General features: G+C 74.0%; 9 protein-coding genes. 2 read left to right on the top strand and 7 right to left on the bottom strand.

Annotation, left to right across the window (positions count from 1 at the left end):
- Positions 1-312 precede the first annotated feature (312 nt).
- Complete coding sequence (locus ACGFXC_RS32050) at positions 313-5,280, top strand: NAD-glutamate dehydrogenase (RefSeq protein WP_393718393.1); 4,968 nt, start codon at positions 313-315, stop codon at positions 5,278-5,280.
- Positions 5,281-5,371: 91 nt separating this feature from the next.
- On the opposite strand, the gene ACGFXC_RS32055 is transcribed toward ACGFXC_RS32050, so the two are convergent.
- Positions 5,372-6,184 (bottom strand): ABC transporter ATP-binding protein, encoded by an 813-nt coding sequence (locus tag ACGFXC_RS32055; RefSeq protein ID WP_393718394.1) that lies wholly within the window; start codon positions 6,182-6,184, stop codon positions 5,372-5,374.
- The gene (locus tag ACGFXC_RS32060; protein ID WP_393718395.1) at positions 6,177-7,079 is read right to left on the bottom strand and encodes an ABC transporter permease; all 903 of its coding nucleotides are present in this window, start codon (positions 7,077-7,079) and stop codon (positions 6,177-6,179) included. Before ACGFXC_RS32060 ends, ACGFXC_RS32055 begins: the two co-directional genes overlap by 8 nt.
- A 141-nt stretch (positions 7,080-7,220) precedes the next feature.
- Between ACGFXC_RS32060 and ACGFXC_RS32065 the strand changes: the two genes are divergently transcribed.
- Positions 7,221-7,841: a TetR/AcrR family transcriptional regulator gene (locus tag ACGFXC_RS32065; RefSeq protein ID WP_393718396.1), complete on the top strand. Its 621-nt coding sequence runs from the start codon at positions 7,221-7,223 to the stop codon at positions 7,839-7,841.
- 41 nt (positions 7,842-7,882) lie between these two features.
- Here ACGFXC_RS32065 and ACGFXC_RS32070 read toward each other — a convergent pair whose 3' ends face one another.
- The 5 genes from ACGFXC_RS32070 to ACGFXC_RS32090 all read right to left on the bottom strand — a co-directional run bounded on the left by ACGFXC_RS32070 (position 7,883) and on the right by ACGFXC_RS32090 (position 17,065).
- The gene (locus ACGFXC_RS32070) at positions 7,883-10,144 is read right to left on the bottom strand and encodes a CDP-glycerol glycerophosphotransferase family protein (RefSeq protein WP_393718397.1); all 2,262 of its coding nucleotides are present in this window, start codon (positions 10,142-10,144) and stop codon (positions 7,883-7,885) included.
- Between the two features lie 125 nt (positions 10,145-10,269).
- Positions 10,270-11,124 (bottom strand): carbohydrate ABC transporter permease, encoded by an 855-nt coding sequence (locus ACGFXC_RS32075; protein ID WP_393718398.1) that lies wholly within the window; start codon positions 11,122-11,124, stop codon positions 10,270-10,272.
- Positions 11,121-12,449, bottom strand: coding sequence for a carbohydrate ABC transporter permease (locus ACGFXC_RS32080; protein ID WP_393718399.1), 1,329 nt, complete (start codon positions 12,447-12,449; stop codon positions 11,121-11,123). The genes ACGFXC_RS32075 and ACGFXC_RS32080 overlap by 4 nt, the downstream gene beginning before the upstream one ends.
- Before the next feature lie 4 nt (positions 12,450-12,453).
- Positions 12,454-13,815, bottom strand: coding sequence for an ABC transporter substrate-binding protein (locus tag ACGFXC_RS32085; RefSeq protein WP_393718400.1), 1,362 nt, complete (start codon positions 13,813-13,815; stop codon positions 12,454-12,456).
- Positions 13,816-13,912: 97 nt separating this feature from the next.
- Positions 13,913-17,065 carry an FtsK/SpoIIIE domain-containing protein gene (locus ACGFXC_RS32090; RefSeq protein ID WP_393718401.1) on the bottom strand — a complete coding sequence of 1,051 codons (3,153 nt, stop codon included), beginning with the start codon at positions 17,063-17,065 and terminating at the stop codon, positions 13,913-13,915.
- Positions 17,066-17,205: the final 140 nt, after the last annotated feature.

Genomic DNA, 17,205 nt, shown 5'->3' on the forward strand with positions numbered 1-17,205 from the left:
CCGGGATTTGTACAGATGCTGTCAATGACGACCTGGGGGTGGGGCGAGATAGCCTTGTACCCGTGATCAGCGCGATAGTCATCGGGGGCACGGACGCCCCCGGCCCGCGCCCGGCGCACTTCCGTGCCCGGGCCCTCGCTGGTCCCCGCCGCCGGGACGTCCTGCAGATCATGGCCGAATCCCTCCCGGTCGGCTCATCCGACGCGATGGCGTCGACACCCCATCCGGACGCACGCACCGCCCCGGGGCGGAGCTGCGTCCATCCTTCCTTCACCTACGTCACGCAATGGCGCGCGACAGGAGCCAGAGGACATGCAGACCAAGCTGGACGAAGCAAAGGCCGAGCTGCTCGCGCGGGCGGCACGGGTAGCTGAGAACAGCCCGGCCGGGGGGCTACTTCCGACTGGGTCCGAGCAAGGGGAGCGTCCCGAACAGGGCACGACGCTCTCCTACCTCCAGCGCTACTACCTGCACACCGCCCCCGAAGACCTCGGCGACCGGGATCCGGTCGACGTGTTCGGTGCGGCGCTCTCCCACTACCGGCTCGCCGAGAACCGGCCGCAGGGCACGGCGAACGTCCGCGTGCACACCCCCACGGTCGAGGAGAACGGCTGGACCTCCAGCCACTCCGTCGTCGAGGTCGTCACCGACGACATGCCCTTCCTCGTCGACTCCGTCACCAACGAGCTCTCCCGCCAGGGCCGCGGCATCCACGTCGTGATCCACCCGCAGGTCGTCGTGCGCCGTGACGTCACCGGCAAGCTGATCGAGATCCTCGGTCCCGACTGCGACGCGCACGGCCCCCGGACCGCGCGCCCGCACGACTCGCTCGTCGAATCGTGGATCCACGTCGAGATCGACCGCGAGACCGACAAGGCCGACCTCAAGCAGATCACCGCCGATCTGCTGCGCGTCCTGTCCGACGTCCGCGAGTCCGTCGAGGACTGGGAGAAGATGCGCGACGCCGCGCTGCGCATCGCCGACGAGCTCCCCGCCGAGCCCACCGCGCCCGACCTGCGCGAGCACGAGCTCGAAGAGGCCCGGGAGCTGCTGCGCTGGCTCGCCGACGACCACTTCACCTTCCTCGGCTTCCGCGAGTACAACCTCGTCGACGGCGACGCCCTGAGCGCCGTGCCCGGCACCGGCCTCGGCATCCTGCGCTCCGACCCGCTGCACAGCGGCAAGGAGGACGGCCACCCGGTGTCGCCGTCCTTCAACCGGCTGCCCGCCGACGCGCGCGCCAAGGCCCGCGAGCACCGCCTGCTGGTGCTGACCAAGGCCAACAGCCGCTCCACGGTCCACCGCCCGTCCTACCTCGACTACGTCGGCGTGAAGAAGTTCGACGCCGACGGCAACGTGGTCGGCGAGCGCCGCTTCCTCGGCCTGTTCTCCTCCGCCGCCTACACCGAGTCGGTGCGCCGCGTCCCGGTGATCCGCCGCAAGGTCACCGAGGTCCTCGACGGCGCGGGCTTCTCCCCGTCCAGCCACGACGGCCGCGACCTGCTCCAGATCCTGGAGACCTACCCGCGCGACGAGCTGTTCCAGACCCCGGTCGACCAGCTGCGGTCCATCGTCACCTCGGTCCTGTACCTCCAGGAGCGCCGCCGGCTGCGGCTCTACCTGCGCCAGGACGAGTACGGCCGCTACTACTCCGCGCTCGTCTACCTGCCGCGCGACCGCTACACCACGGGCGTGCGGCTGCGCCTGATCGACATCCTGAAGGAGGAGCTCGACGGCATCAGCGTCGACTTCACCGCCTGGAACACCGAGTCGATCCTCTCCCGCATCCACTTCGTCGTCCGCGTCCCGCAGGGCACCGAGCTGCCCGCGCTGACCGACGCCGACGTCGAGCGCATCGAGGGCCGCCTCGTCGACGCGGCCCGCTCCTGGGCCGACGGCTTCGGCGAGGCCCTGGTCGCCGAGCTGGGCGAGGAGCGCGCCGCCGAGCTGCTGCGCAAGTACGGCACCTCCTTCCCCGAGGGCTACAAGGCCGACCACTCGCCGCGCGCGGCCGTCGCCGACCTGTGCCACCTGGAGCGGCTCTCCGCCAGCGAGCACGAGTTCGCGCTGTCGCTGTACGAGCCCGTCGGCGCGGGCCCCGGCGAGCGCCGGTTCAAGATCTACCGCACCGGTGAGCAGGTCTCCCTGTCCGCCGTGCTGCCCGTCCTGCAGCGCCTGGGCGTCGAGGTCACCGACGAGCGGCCGTACGAGCTGCGCCGCACCGACCGGGTCAGCGCCTGGATCTACGACTTCGGCCTGCGGATGCCGCTCTCCACGGGCAACGGGGACTCCTACCTCGGCGACGACGCCCGCGAGCGCTTCCAGGAGGCCTTCGCGGCCGTCTGGACCGGCGAGGCCGAGAACGACAACTTCAACACCCTCGTCCTCGGTGCCGGGCTGACCTGGCGGCAGGCCGTCGTGCTGCGCGCGTACGCGAAGTACCTGCGCCAGGCCGGTTCCACCTTCAGCCAGGACTACATGGAGGACACCCTCCGCAACAACGTCCACACCACCCGGCTGCTGGTCTCGCTGTTCGAGGCCCGGATGTCGCCCGGCCGCCAGTCCGCCGGCACCGAGCTCATCGACGCCATGCTGGAGGAGCTCGACGGAGCCCTGGACCAGGTCGCCTCGCTGGACGAGGACCGCATCCTGCGGGCCTTCCTCACCCTGATCAAGGCGACGCTGCGCACCAACTTCTTCCAGCCGAACGACGCGGGCGAGCCGCACTCCTACGTGTCGGTGAAGTTCGACCCGCAGGCCATCCCGGACCTGCCCGCGCCGCGCCCGGCCTACGAGATCTGGGTGTACTCCCCGCGCGTGGAGGGCGTGCACCTGCGCTTCGGCAAGGTCGCCCGCGGCGGCCTGCGCTGGTCCGACCGCCGCGAGGACTTCCGTACGGAGGTCCTGGGCCTGGTCAAGGCGCAGATGGTCAAGAACACGGTGATCGTGCCGGTCGGCGCCAAGGGCGGCTTCGTCGCGAAGAACCTGCCGGACCCGGCGGTGGACCGCGACGCGTGGCTCGCCGAGGGCATCGCCTCGTACAAGATCTTCATCTCGGCGCTGCTGGACATCACCGACAACATGGTCGCCGGGGAGGTCGTGCCGCCCAAGGCCGTGGTCCGCCACGACGAGGACGACACCTACCTCGTCGTCGCCGCCGACAAGGGCACCGCCACCTTCTCCGACATCGCCAACGGCGTGGCGGAGTCCTACGGCTTCTGGCTGGGCGACGCCTTCGCCTCCGGCGGTTCGGCGGGCTACGACCACAAGGGCATGGGCATCACCGCCCGCGGTGCCTGGGAATCGGTCAAGCGGCACTTCCGCGAGCTGGGCCACGACACCCAGAGCGAGGACTTCACGGTCGTCGGCGTCGGGGACATGTCCGGCGACGTCTTCGGCAACGGCATGCTGCTCTCCGAGCACATCCGCCTCGTCGCGGCCTTCGACCACCGGCACATCTTCCTCGACCCGGCGCCGGACGCGGCCACCTCCTACGCGGAGCGCCGCCGGCTGTTCGACCTGCCCCGCTCGTCCTGGGCGGACTACGACACCGCGCTGCTGTCGGCCGGCGGCGGGATCCACCCGCGCAGCGCCAAGGCCATCCCGGTCAACGCGCAGGTGCGGGCGGCCCTCGGCATCGAGGCGGGCGTCACCAAGATGACCCCGGCCGAGCTGATGCAGACCATCCTCCAGGCCCCCGTGGACCTGCTGTGGAACGGCGGCATCGGCACGTACGTCAAGGCCACCTCGGAGACCCACGCCGACGTCGGCGACAAGGCCAACGACGCCATCCGCGTCAACGGCTCCGACGTCCGCGCCAAGGTGATCGGCGAGGGCGGCAACCTGGGCCTGACCCAGCTCGGCCGCATCGAGTTCGCCCGCACCGGCGCCGGCGGCGAGGGCGGCAAGGTCAACACCGACGCCATCGACAACAGCGCGGGCGTGGACACCTCCGACCACGAGGTGAACATCAAGATCCTGCTGAACGCGGTGGTCTCGGACGGCGACATGACCGTCAAGCAGCGCAACAAGCTGCTCGCCGAGATGACCGACGAGGTCGGCCACCTGGTGCTGCGCAACAACTACGCGCAGAACACCGCGCTCGCCAACGGCTGCGCCCAGGCGCCGAGCCTGCTCCACGCCCAGCAGCGCTTCATGCGCCGTCTGGAGCGGGCCGGACGGCTGGACCGGCAGCTGGAGTTCCTGCCGGCCGACCGCCAGATCCGCGAGCTGCTGAGCAACGGCAAGGGCCTGACCCAGCCGGAGCTGGCCGTCCTGTTCGCGTACACCAAGATCACGGTGGCGGACGAGCTGATCGCCACCGGGCTGCCGGACGACCCGTACCTGCGCCGGCTGCTGCACGCGTACTTCCCGGGCGCGCTGCGCGCGAAGTTCCCCGAGCAGATCGACGCGCACGCCCTGCGCCGGGAGATCATCACCACCCTGCTGGTCAACGACACCGTCAACACCGGTGGCTCGACCTTCCTGCACCGCCTGCGGGAGGAGACTGGGGCGTCCACCGAGGAGATCGTGCGGGCGCAGCTGTCGGCCCGCGAGATCTTCGGTCTGGCCGAGGTGTGGGACGCCGTCGAGGCGCTCGACAACAAGGTGGCGGCCGACGTCCAGACCCGGGTGCGGCTGCACTCGCGCCGTCTGGTCGAGCGCGGTACGCGCTGGCTGCTGAACAACCGGCCGCAGCCGCTCCAGATCACCGAGACCATCGAGCTGTTCTCGTCCCGGGTCGAGCAGGTCTGGGCGGAGCTGCCGAAGCTGGTGCGCGGCGCGGACCTGGAGTGGTACCGGTCGATCGTGGACGAGCTGACCGGCGAGGGCGTGCCGGAGGAGCTCGCGGCGAAGGTGGCCGGCTTCTCCTCGGCGTTCCCGACGCTGGACATCGTCGCCATCTCGGACCGCACGTGCGTGGATCCGCTGGCCGTCGCCGAGGTGTACTACGACCTCGCCGACCGGCTGGACATCACGCAGCTGATGGACCGGATCATCGAGCTGCCGCGGTCCGACCGCTGGCAGTCGATGGCCCGTGCCTCCATCCGCGAGGACCTGTTCGCGGCGCACGCCGCGCTGACCGCCGACGTGCTGGCGGTGGGCGACGGGGACGCGACTCCCGAGGACCGGTTCAAGCTCTGGGAGGAGAAGAACGCGGCGATCATCGGCCGGGCCCGGACGACCCTGGACGAGATCCGGGGTTCGGACGACTTCGACCTGGCGAACCTGTCCGTGGCGATGCGGACGATGCGTTCGCTGCTGCGCGTCCACGCGTAGCCGGCGCCGTACGGCGAACGGGCGGGCCCGGGACCACTGGTGGTCCCGGGCCCGCCCGTTTCCGGTGTCCCGTGCGTTCCGCGCGGGGCGGTCAGCGGCGGGTGAAGGCCTCGTAGGCGTCGCAGACCTCCGCGGAGGGGCCGTCCATGCGCAGGACGCCCGATTCGAGCCAGATCGCGCGGTCGCAGGTCTCGCGGACGGTGCCGATGCCGTGGCTGACGAGGAAGACGGTGCCGGCGCGCTCGCGGAGCTCCTCGATGCGGGCCTGGCTGCGGCGCTGGAAGGCGGCGTCGCCGGTGGCCAGGGCCTCGTCGATCATCAGGACGTCGTGGTCCTTGGCGGCGGCGATGGAGAACCGCAGCCGGGCGCCCATGCCGGAGGAGTAGGTGCGCATGGGCAGGGAGATGAAGTCGCCCTTCTCGTTGATGCCGGAGAAGTCGACGATGCCCTGGTAGCGCTCGTGGATCTGCCGGCGGGTCATGCCCATGGCGAGTCCGCCGAGGACCACGTTGCGTTCGCCGGTGAGGTCGTTCATCAGGGCCGCGTTCACGCCCAGGAGCGAGGGCTGGCCGTGCGAGTAGACGGCCCCGGAGGCCACCGGCTGTAGGCCGGCGATGGCCTTCAGGAGGGTGGACTTGCCCGATCCGTTGGAGCCGATGAGCCCGATCGCCTCGCCCTTGTACGCGGTGAAGCTGACGCCCTTGACGGCGTGCACCTCGCGGACGCCGGGGGCGGGCCTGCGGGAGAAGATCCGGCTGAGGGCGGCGGTGGCGCCGCCCCTGCGGGTGCCGGAGCCGTGCACCTTGTAGATCACGTGGACCTCGTCGGCGATCACGGTGGGGATCCGCCCGCCGGGGGCGGGAGCGGTGATGGGTGTCGTGCTGCGGATCAGGGTGTCAGCCACGGCCGTACTCCTCCTCTGCCTTCCAGAAGTAGACGAACCCGCCGACGCCGGCGAGCAGGGCCCAGCCGATGGCGATCGGCCAGACGTGGTGGGGCAGCGACGACGCCTTGAAGCTGTCGATCAGGGCGAAGCGCATGAGGTCGATGTAGACGGCCGCCGGGTTGGTCTTCAGCGCGAGGGCGACCCAGTGGGGCAGCTGGTCCGTCTTCAGGATGGAGTCGATGGACCACATCACGCCCGAGGAGTACATCCAGGTGCGGAGCACGAAGGGCATCAGCTGGCTGACGTCCGGGCTCTTGCTGCCGATGCGGGCCATGACCATGGCGCAGCCCGCGCAGAAGACGGCCATCAGGAACAGGGTCGGCAGGGCGATGAGCCAGGCCGGGCCGGGGGTCTGGCCGAAGGCGAGGAGCAGGATGACCAGGGCGCCCATGGTGACGAGCAGCTGCTGGAAGAGCTGCACGACGGAGGAGATGGGCAGGCTGGCGCGGGGGAAGTGCAGGGCGCGGACCAGGCCGAGGTTGCCGTGGACGGCGCGGGTGCCGGCGTTGATGGAGCTGCCGATGAAGTCCCAGACGAAGACGCCGGTGATGAGGAACGGCAGGTAGTCGGGGACGCCGTGACTGGCGTGCATGACGATGCCGAAGATGAAGTAGTAGACGGCCGCGTTGAGCAGCGGCGTCATCAGGTGCCAGACCTGCCCGAGCTTGGCCGTGCTGTACGTGGCGTGCATGCGGGCGCTGGCGTACGCCGTCACGAAGTGGCGCCGGCCCCAGAGCTGCGCGAGGTAGCCGGGCAGGGAGGGGCGGGCGCCGCTCACGGTGAGGCCGTGGGCCGCCGCCAGCTCCGCGGGGGACGGCGGTGCGGTGACGCTGTTCACGGTGTCGCTGGTCACGGTCACGGGAGTCGCTTTCGACGGGGGCGGGGCGCCGCTGGCGATGGGACGGGTCCGTATCGTCGCTACGGTGAGGTTAGGGCGTTCCGGCGTCGGAACGCAACCGTATCGTCGTGACGATGTCGCCGCTATGCTCTGTGCATGACCACCGAGCCCGCCCCCGCCCCCGCCCCCGCCCGCCGCGCCCCCGCCGGGGCCGCCGTCCTGCGCGAGGACGTGACCGAGGCGATCCGGTCCGCGGTGGTGGAGGAACTGGCGGCGGTGGGCTTCGCCCGGATGTCGATCGAGGGCATCGCCCGCCGGGCCGGGGTCGGCAAGACCGCCGTCTACCGGCGCTGGAAGTCGAAGCTGCACCTGGTGCTCGACCTGGTGGGCGCCGTCGCCGCCGACGGCATCCCGGTGCCCGCCACGGGCTCGCTGTACGGGGACGTACGGGCCCTGCTGGAGGTCATGTCACACGTGCTGCGCCACCCGGTGGCCTCCGCGGTGATCCCCGACCTCCTGGTGGAGGCCGCCCGCAACCCCGAGATCGCGGACGCGGTGCGGGGAGCCCTGCTGGACGGTCAGCAGCGGCTCGCCGCGGGCATCGTGGCCGAGGCCGTCGGGCGCGGGGAACTCCCGGCGACGGCCTGCCCGGACCGGGCGCTCGACCTGGCGATCGGGCCGCTGTACTGGCGCCAGGTGGTCGTGCGGGACACCGTCGCCGCCGGGTACCTGGACGATCTCGCGCGGTCCGTGGTGGCGGGCCTGCGGGCGGGCTGACCCCGGGCGGGTGCCGGGCGGACCGCCACCGCCCGGCGCCCTCAGAAGGCGAACCGGTGGGTCAGGGCCGGTTCCGGGACCGGCGCCGGGGCCGCCGGGGCGGGCCTGCGCTCCTCCAGCGGGGTGATCGCCGGGAGCGGCGCGGACTGGCCCAGGAAGATCCGGCGCACGACCCGCTCGGCGGCGTACCCGTCGTCGAAGGAGCAGAAGCGGCTGCGGAAGGCCGACCGCAGCTGCGCCGAGCGCGAGCCCTGCCAGTGGCCGGTGGCGAAGATGTCGACCAGCTCGTCCTCGGTGCGCGCGACCGCCCCCGGTGGACAGGCCCGCAGGTCGAAGTAGGTGCCGCGGGCGGCCTCGTACGCCTCCCAGTCGTCCGCGTGGATCACGATCGGCCGGTCCAGCGCCGCGTAGTCGAACATCAGGGACGAGTAGTCCGTGACGAGCGCGTCCGAGGCCAGGCAGAGCTCCTCCACCGACGGGTGGCCGGAGACGTCGATCAGCCGGGGGTGCGCGTCCCAGGGCCGGTCGGTGCCCGCGTAGGTCAGGTGGGTGCGGGCGAGCAGGGTGAAGCGCGGGCCCAGGTCCCGCAGGACCCGCTCGAAGTCCAGGTGCTCGGGCCGGCTGCGGCGGTAGTCGCGGTGCGTCGGGGCGTACAGGATCGCGCAGGAGCCCGGCGGGACGCCCAGGCGCTCCCGCAGCTCCAGCACGTCGGACTGGGTGGCCCGGTGGAAGGTGTCGTTGCGCGGGTAGCCGTACTCCAGGGTGGTGTACGAGGACGGCACGGCCCGCTCCCACACCAGGGTGGAGTGCCGGTTCGCGGAGAGCAGGTAGTCCCACTGGTCGGCGCCGCGCAGCAGCCCCGCGAAGTCCGTGGTCGGGGTGGCCGCCGGGCGGTCCTGGAGGTCGAGGCCGACCCGCTTGAGCGGGGTGCCGTGCTGGGTCTGCACCACGATCTGCCCCGGCCGCTTGACCAGCGCGCGGTCGAAGTTGACGTTCGTAGTGAGGTAGGTGGCCCGGGCCAGGGCGCTCCAGTACGCGGCCGAGCCGGGCCGCAGCGCCATCGTCTCGGGCGGCAGCGTCGCGGTGTGCTCCGGGTCGCAGATCCAGGCCGTGCGCATCCGGGGGGCCAGCTCCCGCAGCTTCGCCTCGATCGCCGCCGGGTTGCAGGCGTAGCCGCCGTGCCAGTACGCGGAGAAGACGGCCAGCTCCGGGCGCAGCGGCAGCGTCCGCTGGAGGCGGTAGTGGGCGCGCAGCCCGCACTCGCGCAGCCCCCGGCCCAGGGCCCCGCCCGCACCGCCCGCCGCCAGGCCCGCCGCGCGCAGTACGGACAGCAGCCGGTAGGTGCGCCGGACCCCGAGCCGCATCAGACCGTGCCGCAGCCGGTCGGTGCGCGACAGGGACAGCGGCAGGGAGCCGGAGCCCGCGCCCGGAGCCCGGTGGCGGCGCAGCAGGGCCGAGGCCCGCGCGAAGAACTCGGCGCGGGCGGCGCGCGGCAGGCGGCGCGGGTCGGCGTACAGGGCGCAGAAGTGCTCCGCCATCCGCCGGTGCACGGCGGGCCGCCAGCGCTCCATTTCGGGGCGGGTGGCGAGGTAGCCGAAGACCCGCTCGTACTGGTCGAAGACGTCGAGGTGGCGGCGGGTCGAGGTGGTCAGGATGGAGCCGGTGCGGCGCTGGCGGTAGTGCACGCAGACCCGGTCCAGGACGGCGACGGACTCGGCGGCCAGCAGCGCCGGATAGGTCCAGGGGGTGTCCTCGTAGAGGCCGGGCGGGAAGGTGAGGCCCTCGCGTTCCACGTACTCGCGGCGGTAGGCCTTGTTCCACACCACCATCAGCATGCCGAGCAGCGCTGGCCGGTCGGCGAGGCGGAAGCTGGCCGGGCCCTCCTCGGCGAGGCGGTGCGCGAGCCGGTTGCGCACCAGTTCGCCGCTCCAGAAGGTGCGGGCGTAGTCGTACACGAGGACGTCGGGGGAGCCGGTGGCCTTCAGCCGGTCGGTGATGGCCTGGAGCGCGCCGGGCGCCAGGGTGTCGTCGCCGTCGAGGAACACCACGTAGTCGCCGCCGGCCCGGGCCAGGCCCGCGTTGCGGGCCGGGCCCAGGCCCAGGTTGTGCGCCAGGTGCACCGCGGTGACCCGGGGATCGCGGGCCGCGTACTCGTCGATGATCGAACCGCAGGCGTCCGGGGAGGCGTCGTCCACCGCGATCAGTTCCAGATCCTGGTACGACTGGGACAGGACCGAATCCAGACTCTCCTGGAGGTACGCCTGAACCTTGTACGCGGGCACGATGACGCTGAACCGGGGCACGGCACATCCAGGGGTCGGCGCGGGCAGGTGGCCCAGGAACCGCGCGCGCGGCGTTCGGGTTACGCGGTGTGCGGCATTCGGGTTACGCAGCGTCAACGCCGCACGTCAACCTCTTGATCACGCCGCTACTTGACGGCTCCGGCCATCACCCCCGTCACGAACTGCCGCTGGAACGCGAAGAACACGACGAGCGGCACCACCATCGACAGGAACGCCCCCGGCGCCAGGACGTCGATGTTGTTCCCGAACTGCCGCACCTGCTGCTGGAGCGCGACGGTGACCGGCGGGTGCGCCGAGTCGGCGAAGACCAGCGCGACCAGCATGTCGTTCCACACCCACAGGAACTGGAAGATGCCGAGCGAGGCGATGGCCGGCCCGCCCAGCGGCAGCACCACCCGGGCGAACAGACGCAGTTCGCCCGCCCCGTCCAGGCGGGCCGCCTCCAGCAGTTCGCGGGGGATCTGCGCGAAGAAGTTCCGCAGCAGGAACACCGCGAACGGCAGTCCGAAGGCGGTGTGGAACAGCACCACCCCGGCCGTGGTCTCGAACAGGCCGACCGCGCCGAAGAGTTCGGACACCGGGATCAGCGCCACCTGCACCGGGACCACCAGCAGTCCGACCACCACGAGGAAGAGCCAGTCGCGCCCCGGGAACTCCAGCCAGGCGAAGGCGTATCCCGCGAGCGAGCCCAGGGCGACCACGAGCAGCGTCGCCGGGACGGCGATGGCCACCGTGTTCAGCAGCGAACCGGTGATGGTGTCGTTCGCCAGCAGCCGGGAGTAGTTCGCCGCCGTCAGCCTCGACGGCTCGGTCAGCACCTGCCACCAGCCGCCGTCGTTCAGGTCGGCGGGGGACAGGAACGAGGAGATCAGCAGGCCGAGCGTGGGCAGCAGCCAGAACAGCGCGGCCAGGACGAGGAAGACGCGGACGGCCCCGGACGCGGCGCGCGCCGCGAGCCGGCCGACGGCGGGAGTGCTCATCGGGCCCCCTCCTTGCGCAGCCTGCGGATGTTCAGCAGCATCACCGGCACCACCAGAACCAGCAGCAGCACCGCGATGGCGCTGCCCAGCCCCTGGTCGGCGTCCGTTCCGAACGAGGTGCGGTAGAGCTGGAGCGCGAGCACGTTCGCGTCGTCCTGCACCGCGCCCGGCGCGATCACGAACACCAGGTCGAAGATCTTCATGACGTTGATGACGAGGGTCACCAGCACCACCGACAGCACCGGCGCCAGCAGCGGCACCGTGATCCGCCGGAACACCTGCCACTCGCCCGCCCCGTCCACCCGCGCCGCCTCCAGCAGCTCCCGCGGTACGGCGGCCAGCCCGGCCCCGATCAGCACCATCGCGAAACCGGCCCACATCCACACGTACGCCCCGATCACCGCCGGGGTCACCAGCGTCGGGCCGAGCCACTCCACCCCCGCGTACGCGGCCCGGAAGTTCGCGCCGGGCAGCCGCAGCCGCGCCCCGTCGGCCGCCGCCGGCAGGGAGAAGGTGCCGTCCGCGCGGGCCGTCGCCGAAGCCACCACCCGCCCGTCCCGCACCGCCTCCACCCGCATCCCGGAGAACCCCTGCTCGGTGGCGTCGACCGCGTTCGTCCGGCCGCCGCCGCCCCGGGTGAAGTCCTGCCAGACGGTGCCGGTCACCCTCCCCGGCTCCGCGACGGCCGCCCCGGCCGTACGCGTCCCCGCCGGCAGGTCCTGCGGCGCCACCCCGACCAGCGGCAGCAGCACCGGCACCCCCGCCCGTACCGTCGTGCGCGTCACGAACGCGCCCCCCTCGGCCGGCTCCAGCGGGGAGTCCCGGCCCGGGCGGGCCTTCGGGAACGCGGACGACTCGGCGAAGGTGTCGTGCACCCCCACCCACACCGCGTTGGCCACGCCCCGCTGCGGGTCGTGGTCGTAGACCAGCCGGAAGATGATGCCCGCCGCCAGCATCGAGATCGCCATCGGCATGAACACCAGCAGCTTGAACGCCGTGCCCCAGCGCACCCGTTCGGTCAGTACCGCGAAGATCAGCCCGAGGGCGGTCGCCGTCGTCGGCGCCAGCACCACCCACAGCGCCGTGTTGCCCAGCGCGGTGCGGATCACCGGATCGCGCAGGATCTCCCCGTAGTTGTCCGCCCCCACGAACACCTCGCCGGAGCGGTCGAAGAGGCTGCGGTAGAGGGAGTAGCCGATGGGCTGCACGACGAGCGCGCCCAGCAGTACCAGCGCCGGCAGCAGGAACACCGCCGCCACCAGCCGGCGGCGCCCGGCGTCCGAGCGCGGGCCGGCGGAGGGGCCGTTTTCGGCCGTGGGCGGCACGGGATCAGTTCCCGTACGCCTTGGCCGCGTCCGCCTCCAGTTTCGCCTGCGTGCCCGCCACGTCGGACGGGTTCGCCAGGAAGTCCTGGAGCGTCTTCCACTCCCCGGCCCCCGGCGTCCCGCCGAAGGCGGCCGGAGCCTGGTCCGACATGTCGAAGCGGAAGTCGTCGCCCGCCGCGATCAGCGCCTTCGCGATGCCCCGCTGGATCTCGCCCGGGTACGCGCCCGGGTCCACCGCCTTGTTCGGGGAGATGAAGCCGCCCTCCCGGGCCTGGATCTCCGCCGCGTCCGCCGACGCCAGGAACGTCAGCAGCGCCTGCGCCCCCTTCGACGCCTTCAGCGCCACCGCCACGTCACCGCCCGAGACCACCGGCGCCTTCGCGCCCACCGCCGGGAACGGGAACACCAGCGCGTCCTCGCCGACCTTCGCCTCGGTCTGCGCGATGTTCACCGCCGCGAAGTCGCCCTCGAAGACCATCGCCGCCGCGGGCCGCTCCCCGCCGGTGAAGGTCTGCGTCACCGACTTCGGGAACTCCGTCGCCAGCGCCCCGGCCGCGCCGCCCGCCAGGTAGTCCGCCCGCCCGAACAGTTCGCCCAGGGTGGTCAGGGCCTGCTTGACGCTGTCGTCCGTCCACTTCAGCTCGTGCCGGGCCAGCCGGTCGTACTTCTCCGGACCCGCCTGCGAGAGGTAGACGTTCTCGAACCAGTCCGTCAGGGTCCAGCCGTCCGCGCCCGCCACCGACACCGCCGGGGTGCCCGACGCGGACAGGGTGTCGGCCGCCGCGATCAGCTCCTTCCAGGTTCCCGGGGGCTTGACCCCCGCCGCCTCGAAGGCCTTCGCGTTGTACCAGACCAGCGACTTGTTCGCGGCCTTGTAGTACACCCCGTACTGGGTGCCGTCGACCGCGCCCAGCTTCTTCCAGCCCGCCGAGTAGTTCGCGTCCAGCTGCGCCGCCGCCTCCGGGCCCACCGGCTGCGCCCACTTGTTCTTCACCGCCGACACCAGCGCCCCCACCTGCGGGAGCAGCGCCACGTCCGGCGGCTGACCGCCCGCGATCTTGGTGCCGAGGAAGGTGACGATCGGGTCCTGCGCCGGGACGAAGGTGACGGAGGCCCCCGTGCGCTTCTCGAACTCCTTCAGCACCTTGGTGAAGTTGGCCTGCTCCCCGCCCGTCCAGACCGCCGCCACCGAGAGCTTCTCGCCGGGCAGTTTCGGTAACTCCACGCGCGGCGCGGACGGTTCGCCCCGGCCGGTCCGCTCCGGACCCGGCTGCGGATCACCACCGCACGCCGAGAGCGCCAGCGCGCCCGCCGCCGCCAGTGCCGTCCAGCCGATTCTCGTACGGCTCGTTCCCCGCTCGCGCATGGCTGTGCCCCCGATGTCCGCGGTGTGTCCCGGACCACAAGGTCTACGCCGAGCGGCGCGCCCCCGCAATACCGCGTGACGGGGGCGCCGCGGGGCCTCAGGGCGCGGGCGGGAACAGCACCGGCACCGCCGAGACCAGGTGGGAGGCCCGCTCCAGGGCACTGGCCAGCAGCGCCAGGTCGGTCGGACCGTTGCCCAGCTCGCGCACCGGACGGCGGGCCGGTGGATCGCCCATCCGCTCCCACTCCACCGGCACCACGGTCGGCCGCAGCGTCGCCGTGCGCGGGATCCGCCCCGTCACCCGGCCCGCCTGGAACGGCACCGCGCGCCCGTCCGCGTACCGCAGCACGCCCCGGCCCGGCCCCGGCCGGTCCGGCGCGTCCAGCTCGACCCGCAGCGTCGAGCGGCGCACCAGCTCGGTCTCCGCCGTCCGGTCCGGGCGGGCGCTGGCCGCGATCAGGTGCACCCCGAGCCGGGTGCCCTCGCGGGCCACCGCCTCCAGCGCCCGCACCACCGAACCGGCCGCCGGGCGGCCCGTACTGCCCAGCGCGGGCGCGACCAGCGCGTCGAAGTCGTCCACCAGCACCACCAGCCGGGGCAGCGGACTCGGCCCGGCCGGCGGCTCGGCGCGCGTGGCCGCCGCCCGCAGCCGCAGGGTGCCGGTGCGCGGGGGGTCGAGGTCGCCGCGCAGCTCGCCCGGGGTGGGCCGGCGGGGCGCCACCAGCCGGCCCGACAGCTCCCGGTCGGCGTGCCACTGCGCGAACGCGACCCCGTCCAGCAGCTCGTGGCGGCGCTTCAGCTCGGCCCCGAGGGCCTGCGCGAACTCCCGCATGCGCAGCGGGTCCGAGGCCACCAGGTGGGCCGACACGTGCGGGAGTTCCGTACACGGCAGGAGGCCGTCGCCGCGCTCCCCGCCGGCGCCGTCCAGCAGGACCAGGCCCAGCCGGTCGGGGCGGGCCGCCGCCGAGAGGGACGCCGCCAGCGAGCGCAGCAGCTCGGTGCGGCCGCTCCCGGCGGGACCCTCCACCAGCAGGTGCGGGCCGTCGTGGACCAGCTCGGCGCCGACCGGCCCGCGCCGGCCCGCGCCGAGCACGATCTCCGCGCGGCCGCCGACACCCTGGCCCTGGTCGGTCGCGGCCGCCCAGCGGGCCATCAGGGAGGCCGGGGTGGCCCTGGCCAGGCCGAGTTCGTCGAGGAGGCGCGAAGCCGCCGGCAGGCTCGCCGCGGCCGGCCGGTACCCCGAGCCCTCCGCGGCCGCCCCCTCCGCGCGCAGCGGGGCCAGCGCCCGGGCGAACCGCTCCGCCCAGGCGGCCGAGACCCCGTCCGCGACGGCCGTCTCCCCGGGCGGCTGGGGTCTGCCCCCCGCCACCGCGAAGCAGCGGACGGCCGTGGCGACGTCCCCGCTCAGCAGGGCGGCCGCCGTACAGTCCCGCAGCGCCGGAGCGGCCGCGCAGGCCGCCTCGTACGTCGCCGCCACCGGGGAGGCCGCGGTGGCGGCCGGCGCCTCCGCGAGCACCAGGAGGTGGATGCCTGCGGCCGCCCCGTGCGAGGCGAGCCGGGCCGTGACGTCCCGCAGGGCGCCCGCGCCCGGATCGCCGTCCAGGACCACGAGCGTGCGCGGGCCCGCGTACGCCCGCGCGGCCTGCCGCAGCGCCGTCGCGTCGGCCGCCGCCCAGTTCGTGCCGAGCGCGCTGTCGTCCAGGCGCCGCGCCAGCTCCCCGGTCCGGGCCGCCGCCTGCTCCCGGTCGTACGCCAGCAGCAGCCGGCAGTCCTGTCCGTGCGCCGGGCGTACGTGGGGCAGCCAGCCGAGCCAGCCCCAGTCGCGCCGCCGCTCCTGGAGGGGGCGTACGCGGTCGGCCGCCAGCAGCACCACCTCCAGCTGCGCGGGCGCGTGCAGCCCGGCCAGCTGGGCGATCACCGACCGGGCCACGCCCGTCAGCCGCGCCCGCGGCCCCGCGATCCCGAGCGAACCGCACGCGGTCAGCGCCACCCGGCTCCCGGCGCCGAGCCCGGCCTCCAGGAACCCGGGGTGGCCGGGCCCGCGCGACCAGAGCCGCCCCGTCGGCCCGAGCGCCGCCAGCAGCAGCGACGCCGGGTCGTCGGCGTCGGGCACCGCGGCCGCCACCACCGGCTCCGGCTCGGCCCCGGCCTCCTCCTCGACCCCTTCCCCGCGCACCCACCGGCGCGCCCAGGCGCCGAGCCCGCGCCGCCTGCCGCCGCCCGCCGGGCCGTCGGCGGGGTCGTCGGCGGCCGCGGGGTGCGCGGGATGCGCTCCCGTGCCGTACGCGCCGGGTGAGCCCGCGCCGGGAGCGCCGGGGCGGGGGGTGCCGGGGTGCAGGCCCATGCCGGAGTCGGGGGCGGCCCGCTGCCCGCTGCCGCCGGCCGGGCCGGGCGCGGGCCACTGCGCGGGCCCGGCGCCGGAGGGCTCCGCGGCGCCGGTCCGCCCTCCCGGGCCGGGGGCGGCGGCCGGGGGCCAGTCGGCGCCGCCGGTGTGCGGGGAGGCCTGCGGGAGCCGGGAGGCGGGGTCGCCCGCGCCGCCCGCGCCGCCCGGGCCGTCGGTGTCGCCGGGGGCGTCACTGCGGCCCGGGAGCGCCAGGTGGCCCTCCAGGTCCGGGGCGACGGGCAGCGGGCGGGCGCCCCCGACGGCCAGCCGGAGCGTCGATTCGCCGATGCGCAGCAGCGCGCCCGGCGGCAGCGGGACCGCCCGCACCCCCACCGGGGCGCCGTCGAGGGCGGTGCCGTTCGTGGAGCCGAGGTCGGCCACCGCCACCCGGCCGTCCGCCCCTACCGTCACCGCGCAGTGCAGCCGGGACACGTCCGGGTCGTCCAGCGGTACGTCCGCGTCCGCCGAGCGCCCGATCCGCACGGCTCCGGGGTGCAGCAGGTGCACGCCGCCCGCGTCGGGCCCGGCCACCACGTGCAGCTGCGGTCCGCCGGGGCCGTCGCCCGCCGGGAGGCCATGGTCGCCGCCGGCGTCCGCGTCGGGCGCGGGGGCGTTCAGCGTCAGCACCGCGCCGTCCACCAGCGGGGGCTCCCCGAGCACGGCGCGCTGCGCGTCGAGGCGGCGCGCGCCGCAGTAGAGCACCACCGTGCCGCCGGTGTCGGGGCCGCCGACGGTCGCCGCGAGCCCGGAGGCGACCGCGGCCAGCGCGGTCCCGGCGGGCGCCGTGACGAGCACGTCACAGCCGGCCGGCGCGGTGGCGGTCTGGTGGCCGCTGCGCGGCCCGAGGACGGTCAGCCGGATCTGCATCGCGTCAGCGGTCCCTTCTGCGCGGAGCGCGAGCGCGCGGTGCGCGGTGCGTGCGCCCGGCAGGGGGACGGCGGGACACGCCTGCCCGGACACCCCCCGCCCGGCGCGGACGCGTCGTCCGGTCAGGTCTGCCGGAAGGC

This window comes from Streptomyces sp. NPDC048507, assembly GCF_043199995.1.
GTDB lineage: Bacteria > Actinomycetota > Actinomycetes > Streptomycetales > Streptomycetaceae > Streptomyces.

Coding starts and splice junctions, on each gene's coding strand:
- ACGFXC_RS32085 (WP_393718400.1), bottom strand. CDS start 13,815: ATGCGCGAGCGGGGAACGAGCCGTACGAGAATCGGCTGGACGGCACTG.
- ACGFXC_RS32050 (WP_393718393.1), top strand. CDS start 313: ATGCAGACCAAGCTGGACGAAGCAAAGGCCGAGCTGCTCGCGCGGGCG.
- ACGFXC_RS32075 (WP_393718398.1), bottom strand. CDS start 11,124: ATGAGCACTCCCGCCGTCGGCCGGCTCGCGGCGCGCGCCGCGTCCGGG.
- ACGFXC_RS32090 (WP_393718401.1), bottom strand. CDS start 17,065: ATGCAGATCCGGCTGACCGTCCTCGGGCCGCGCAGCGGCCACCAGACC.
- ACGFXC_RS32065 (WP_393718396.1), top strand. CDS start 7,221: ATGACCACCGAGCCCGCCCCCGCCCCCGCCCCCGCCCGCCGCGCCCCC.